The organism is Vagococcus bubulae (genome assembly GCF_003950315.1).
Classification (GTDB): domain Bacteria; phylum Bacillota; class Bacilli; order Lactobacillales; family Vagococcaceae; genus Vagococcus; species Vagococcus bubulae.
In genome coordinates, this window is the sequence record NZ_NGJT01000043.1 from 1 (window position 1) to 6472 (window position 6472).

Here is a 6472-nt window from a genome sequence, read left to right on the forward strand (position 1 = left end):
GAATAAGAATTTTCTTGATAAACGGTCTTATAAAAATTAAATAACTAAAAAAGATGATAAATCTGAGATTACTCTCAAATTCATCATCTTATAGATTTAACTCATCAGTCCTATTTGACAAAGAGCCACAAAAAAAGGTTGAAAACAAATGTTTTCAACCTTACGTCCTTACACAACAATGCTTTATTTGAATAGATTAAAAATTAACCTACGATTTCAGTTACAACGCCTGAACCAACAGTACGTCCACCTTCACGAATTGAGAAACGAGTTCCGTCTTCGATCGCGATTGGGTGAATTAATTCAACGTCCATAGCTACGTTATCACCAGGCATTACCATTTCAGTACCTTCTGGTAAGTTACATACACCAGTTACGTCAGTTGTACGGAAGTAGAACTGAGGACGGTAGTTTGTGAAGAATGGAGTATGACGTCCACCTTCTTCTTTAGATAAAACGTAAACTTCAGCTTTAAATTTAGTATGTGGAGTGATTGTTCCTGGAGCTGCTAATACTTGTCCACGTTGGATATCTTCACGAGCTACCCCACGTAATAAAGCACCGATGTTATCTCCAGCTTCAGCGTAATCTAATAATTTACGGAACATTTCAACACCTGTTACAGTTGTTTTAGCAGTTTCTTCAGCGATACCTACTAATTCTACTTCATCACCAACGCGAACTTGTCCACGTTCAACACGACCAGTAGCAACAGTACCACGACCAGTAATTGAGAATACGTCCTCAACTGGCATCATGAATGGTTTGTCAGTATCACGTTCTGGTGTTGGGATATACTCATCAACAGCAGCCATTAATTCTAAGATTTTTTCTTCGTAAGAAGCGTCGCCTTCTAAAGCTTTTAATGCTGAACCAGCAACGATTGGAGTATCATCTCCTGGGAAGTCGTATTCAGATAATAAGTCACGAACTTCCATTTCTACTAATTCTAATAATTCTTCGTCGTCAACCATATCCATTTTGTTTAAGAAAACAACGATGTATGGAACACCAACGTTACGAGATAAAAGAATGTGCTCACGAGTTTGTGGCATTGGACCATCAGCAGCAGATACTACTAAGATCGCGCCGTCCATTTGAGCAGCACCAGTAATCATGTTTTTAACGTAGTCAGCATGTCCTGGGCAGTCAACGTGTGCGTAGTGACGAGTTTCAGTTTCATATTCGATATGAGAAGTAGAAATTGTAATTCCACGTTCTTTTTCTTCTGGAGCGTTATCGATTGCTGCATAGTCATAAGCTTCCCCACCATTGTGTTTAGCTAAAACTGTTGCGATTGCTGCAGATAAAGTTGTTTTACCGTGGTCAACGTGTCCGATTGTACCAATGTTTACATGGGCTTTCGAACGGTCAAATTTTTCTTTTGCCATTTTGTATATATCCTCCTAAAATTAAAAAGTTATTTATTTATATTATAATGATGAAGGAAGAAAATCAATTAATGAGATTCTTGCCCTCACTCATCATCATTCTACATGAAATTTAGAAAAAAGCCTAGTCAAAAATTAATCTTGAGATCCGCCATTTTTCTTGATAATTTCTTCTTGAATAGATTTTGGTACGTCTTCATAGTGGTCAAATACCATCATAAATGTACCACGTCCTTGTGTTGAAGAACGTAATGTTGTTGCATATCCAAACATTTCAGCAAGCGGAACCATTGCGTTAACAATTTGTGAGTTACCATGTGCTTCCATACCTTCAACGCGTCCACGACGACTTGTAACGTGTCCCATGATATCACCTAAGTTATCTTCTGGAACAGTAATTGTTACTTTCATCATTGGTTCAAGAATAACTGGTTGTGCTTTCTTAGCTGCTGCACGTAAAGCCATAGATGCCGCAACACGGAATGCTGTCTCATTCGAGTCAACATCATGGTAAGAACCATCATATAATTTAGCTTTAATGTCAACTAATGGGTATCCAGCAAGAACACCATTAGCCATAGAATCTTCTAATCCTTTTTCAACAGCTGGGATGTATTCACGAGGAACCACACCACCAACGATAGCATTTTCAAACTCGAAGCCTTTTCCTTCTTCGTTTGGTGTAAATTCAACCCATACGTGACCGTATTGACCTTTACCACCAGACTGACGAACGAATTTACCTTCTGCTTGAGTCATAGGTGCTCTAAATGTTTCACGGTAAGAAACTTGAGGAGCTCCTACATTTGCTTCTACTTTGAATTCACGTCTCATACGGTCTACTAAAACGTCCAAGTGCAACTCACCCATACCTGAGATAACAGTTTCACCCGTTTCAACGTTTGTTTCAACACGGAATGACGGATCTTCTTCAGCAAGTTTTTGTAAAGCAACACCCATTTTATCTTGGTCAGCTTTAGATTTAGGTTCTACCGCTACTTGAATAACTGGTTCTGGGAACTCAATTGATTCAAGAACAACTGGTGCATCTAGCGCACACAATGTATCCCCTGTTGTTGTATCTTTCAATCCAACAGCAGCTGCGATATCTCCAGCATAAACTGTGCTGATTTCTTCACGTGAGTTCGCATGCATTTGTAGAATACGACCAATACGTTCTTTTTTGTCTTTAGACGCATTTAAAACGTATGATCCACTATCTAATGTACCTGAGTAAACACGGAAGAATGTTAGACGACCAACGAATGGGTCAGTCATAACTTTAAATGCTAATGAAGCAAATGGTGCGTCATCAGTAGATGGACGTACAGTTTCTTCATCAGTTTTAGTATCAATACCTTTAATCGCTTCAACATCAGTTGGAGCTGGTAAGTAATCTAAAACGGCATCTAACATTAATTGGACACCTTTATTTTTGAAGGCAGAACCAGCTAATACAGGGAAGAATTCAACATTGATTGTCGCACGACGAATCCCTTGTTTTAATTCTTCTTCAGTGATTTCTTCACCTTCTAAATATTTCATCATTAATTCTTCATCAGTTTCAGCAACAGCTTCAACTAATTTTTCACGCCATTCATTAGCCATATCTACATATTCTTCAGGGATATCTGTTTCTTGGATATCTGTTCCTAAGTCATTTGTGTAGATTTCAGCTTTCATTTTGATTAAGTCGATAATTCCAGTGAAGTTATCTTCTGCACCAATTGGTAATTGAATTGGGTGAGCATTTGCTTGTAAGCGGTCATGGATAGTTTTAACTGAGTATAAGAAATCTGCACCAGTTTTATCCATTTTATTACAAAATACAATACGAGGTACTTTGTATTCAGTTGCTTGTCTCCAAACAGTTTCTGTTTGAGGCTCAACACCTGATTGTGAGTCAAGTACTGTAACAGCACCATCTAATACACGTAATGAACGTTGAACTTCAATTGTGAAGTCCACGTGTCCAGGAGTATCAATGATGTTTACACGGTAACCTTTCCATTGCGCAGTTGTTGCAGCAGATGTAATAGTAATACCACGTTCTTGCTCTTGTTCCATCCAGTCCATTTGTGAAGCTCCCTCATGGGTTTCACCTAATTTATGGATTTTACCAGTATAATAAAGGATACGTTCAGTTGTTGTTGTTTTACCAGCATCAACATGGGCCATAATTCCGATATTACGAGTTTTTTCTAATGAAAACTCTCTTGCCATTCTATTCTAACTCCTCTCAAACTTGATTGATTTAAATACAACTGTATTCTCTTCGTTTTAAAAAGAGGATCTTACCAACGATAGTGAGCGAATGCTCTGTTGGCTTCAGCCATTTTATGCACGTCTTCACGTTTTTTAACTGAAGAACCAGTGTTATTAGCTGCATCCATAATTTCTTTTGCTAAACGTTGTTCCATTGTGTGCTCTCCACGTAAACGTGAATAGTTAACAATCCAACGTAATCCTAAAGTTGAACGACGTTCTGGACGAACTTCAACTGGTACTTGATAGTTAGAACCACCAACACGGCGAGCTTTAACTTCAAGAACAGGCATAACATTTTCCATTGCTTGTTCGAAAACTTCTAATGGATCATTCCCTGTAGATTCTTTAATAATATCAAATGCATCATAAATAATGCTAGAAGCAACACCACGCTTACCGTCAACCATTACGCGGTTGATTAAACGAGTCACTAATTTTGAGTTATAAATCGGATCTGGTAATACATCACGTTTTGCAACAGGACCTTTTCTTGGCATGTGTAACTCCTCCTTCCAAAAATTTTATTTAATCAGTTTAATTATTTTTTAGGTTTTTTAGTACCATATTTAGAACGACTTTGTTTACGATCAGTAACACCAGCAGTATCTAAAGCACCACGTACGATATGATAACGAACCCCTGGTAAATCTTTTACACGACCTCCACGGATTAAAACCACACTATGTTCTTGCAAGTTATGTCCAATACCTGGAATGTAAGCTGTCACTTCAATTAAGTTTGACAAACGAACACGGGCATATTTACGTAACGCAGAGTTAGGTTTTTTCGGTGTCATCGTACCCACACGTGTACAAACACCACGTTTTTGTGGAGAGTTCACGTTAGTTTGAGATTTTTTGAAACTATTATAGCTTTTACCTAAAGCAGGTGAGCCAGATTTAGTTGTTTTTGATTTACGAGATTTACGTACCAATTGATTAATTGTAGGCATGATAAAGTTCCTCCTTCCTTATAGAGCTTTTCTAGAGCCACACATCCAGGTGGTTCTTTTTTAAATTTAAAAAATTAATGCAAGAAATCCTGCATCGTAAAATAGGCTTTAATACAGTCGATACATTTAAAAAGACTTGTTCTCAAGCACCTTTGTAATAGTAACACACTCTATTAATAAACGTCAATACTTTAATTTATAAAAATTAACATTTTTGGTATATCTTTTTTTTTAGATAATGCTTACAATAAATTTATAGAATACTAGGAGGAATTTTTTTATTATGAATCTTAAAAAATTAGTTGGCATTGAATCAGCAAATTATGTAAAAGATGGTATGATTGTAGGTCTTGGCACAGGATCAACAGCTTACTATATGGTAGAAGAAATTGGACGTCGTGTAAAAGAAGAAGGATTAAATATTACTGGGGTAACCACATCCAAAGCAACACAAGTACAAGCATTAGCTTTAGATATTCCTTTAAAGAGTATTGATGAAGTAGACTACGTTGATTTAACGATTGATGGTGCTGATGAAATCTCTGATGATTTCCAAGGAATAAAAGGTGGTGGTGCTGCCCTTTTATTCGAAAAAATTGTTGGAACTTATTCAAAGGAAATCATTTGGATAGTAGATGAATCAAAAATGGTGAAACACTTAGGTGCTTTCCCTCTTCCTGTTGAAGTAATTCCATATGGGAGTGCTCAATTATTTAAACTTTTTAACGAAAATAAATTAAATCCAATTTTACGTCTAACTGACGATGGTAATCCTTTGCTAACAGACAGTAAAAATTATATTATAGACTTACACCTAGAAAAAATTGAAAATCCTATAGAATTAGCTGCTTGGTTAGATACTCAAGTTGGTGTTGTTGAGCATGGCTTATTCTTAAATATGGTGAACCGAGTGATTATCGGCACACAAAATGACGGGGTTAAAACAATCGACGTTTCTAGATGATAATTTATATATACGAAGGGTAGATGAATCAGATGAAAACATTAGTTTTTATTCGACATGGACAAAGCGTATGGAATTCTCTTAACTTATTTACTGGATGGGTAGATGTTGACTTAAGCGAACAAGGAGTACAAGAAGCTCAAGAAGCTGGCAGAAAAATAAAAGAAGCCGGTATTTTATTTGATGTTGCTTACACATCCTACTTAAAACGCGCTATCAAAACGTGTCATTATGTTTTAGAGGAGTCAGATCAACTCTCAACACCGGAATTTAAATCTTGGCGTTTAAACGAACGTCACTATGGTGCATTACAAGGATTAAACAAAGCTGAAACGGCTGAAAAATATGGAGCAGATCAAGTCCAATTATGGAGACGTTCATATGACACACTACCTCCATTACTTGACCCAAGTAGTCCTGAATCATCCACACACGACCCAAAATATCGTTACTTAGATAAACGAGCAATTCCTGAAGGAGAAAATTTAAAAGTAACACTTGAACGTGCTCTACCTTTTTGGAATGATCATATCGCCCCATCTTTATTAAAAGATGATGTTGTATTAGTTGCCGCACATGGTAACTCACTACGCGCTTTAGCAAAACACATTGAAAATATTTCTGATGACGATATCATGGCTCTAGAAATCCCAACCGGTCAACCTTTAGTTTACGAATTAAACGATGACTTAAGTGTCGCTAAAAAATATTATTTATAAACCAAAAACCCATCTAGCTTAGACGCTTGATGGGTTTCTTTTAATATTAAAGGCTCTATGTCAAATCGTGTTGATGGACAATAATAGGGATAAAAAGAAGTCTCAAAAATGAAATAGAATTAATTGGAGTGAGGGAAGAAATTCTCTCACTTTTCTTATTTAACCTGAAAAACTTGAT

Annotated in this window: 6 protein-coding genes; 2 read left to right on the plus strand and 4 right to left on the minus strand. The window is 36.7% G+C overall.

The window, feature by feature from the left end; all coding sequences use genetic code 11:
• Positions 1 to 203: 203 nt before the first annotated feature.
• The 4 genes from tuf to rpsL form a co-directional block, all read right to left on the minus strand.
• Positions 204 to 1391: an elongation factor Tu gene (gene tuf, locus CBF36_RS11920; protein WP_125958597.1), complete on the minus strand. Its 1188-nt coding sequence runs from the start codon at positions 1389 to 1391 to the stop codon at positions 204 to 206.
• Between the two features lie 135 nt (positions 1392 to 1526).
• Entirely contained in the window at positions 1527 to 3614 is a 2088-nt protein-coding gene (gene fusA / locus CBF36_RS11925) for an elongation factor G (RefSeq protein WP_125958598.1), read from the minus strand.
• A gap of 71 nt (positions 3615 to 3685) precedes the next feature.
• The gene (gene rpsG, locus CBF36_RS11930; RefSeq protein ID WP_071457770.1) at positions 3686 to 4156 is read right to left on the minus strand and encodes a 30S ribosomal protein S7; all 471 of its coding nucleotides are present in this window, start codon (positions 4154 to 4156) and stop codon (positions 3686 to 3688) included.
• A 41-nt stretch (positions 4157 to 4197) separates the two neighbouring features.
• Positions 4198 to 4611: a 30S ribosomal protein S12 gene (rpsL, locus tag CBF36_RS11935; protein ID WP_071457771.1), complete on the minus strand. Its 414-nt coding sequence runs from the start codon at positions 4609 to 4611 to the stop codon at positions 4198 to 4200.
• Positions 4612 to 4894: 283 nt separating this feature from the next.
• Here rpsL and rpiA point away from each other — a divergent pair, with 283 nt between their 5' ends.
• Both rpiA and gpmA read left to right on the plus strand, forming a co-directional pair.
• A complete protein-coding gene (gene rpiA / locus CBF36_RS11940) occupies positions 4895 to 5575 on the plus strand; it encodes a ribose-5-phosphate isomerase RpiA (protein WP_125958599.1) in 681 nt (226 codons plus the stop codon).
• 32 nt (positions 5576 to 5607) lie between these two features.
• The gene (gene gpmA / locus CBF36_RS11945; protein ID WP_125958600.1) at positions 5608 to 6294 is read left to right on the plus strand and encodes a 2,3-diphosphoglycerate-dependent phosphoglycerate mutase; all 687 of its coding nucleotides are present in this window, start codon (positions 5608 to 5610) and stop codon (positions 6292 to 6294) included.
• Positions 6295 to 6472: the final 178 nt, after the last annotated feature.

What these genes read in the sequence shown, in the direction of transcription:
- tuf (WP_125958597.1), bottom strand. Translation starts at nt 1,391, where the DNA reads ATGGCAAAAGAAAAATTTGACCGTTCGAAAGCCCATGTAAACATTGGT.
- fusA (WP_125958598.1), bottom strand. Translation starts at nt 3,614, where the DNA reads ATGGCAAGAGAGTTTTCATTAGAAAAAACTCGTAATATCGGAATTATG.
- rpsG (WP_071457770.1), bottom strand. Translation starts at nt 4,156, where the DNA reads ATGCCAAGAAAAGGTCCTGTTGCAAAACGTGATGTATTACCAGATCCG.
- rpsL (WP_071457771.1), bottom strand. Translation starts at nt 4,611, where the DNA reads ATGCCTACAATTAATCAATTGGTACGTAAATCTCGTAAATCAAAAACA.
- rpiA (WP_125958599.1), top strand. Translation starts at nt 4,895, where the DNA reads ATGAATCTTAAAAAATTAGTTGGCATTGAATCAGCAAATTATGTAAAA.
- gpmA (WP_125958600.1), top strand. Translation starts at nt 5,608, where the DNA reads ATGAAAACATTAGTTTTTATTCGACATGGACAAAGCGTATGGAATTCT.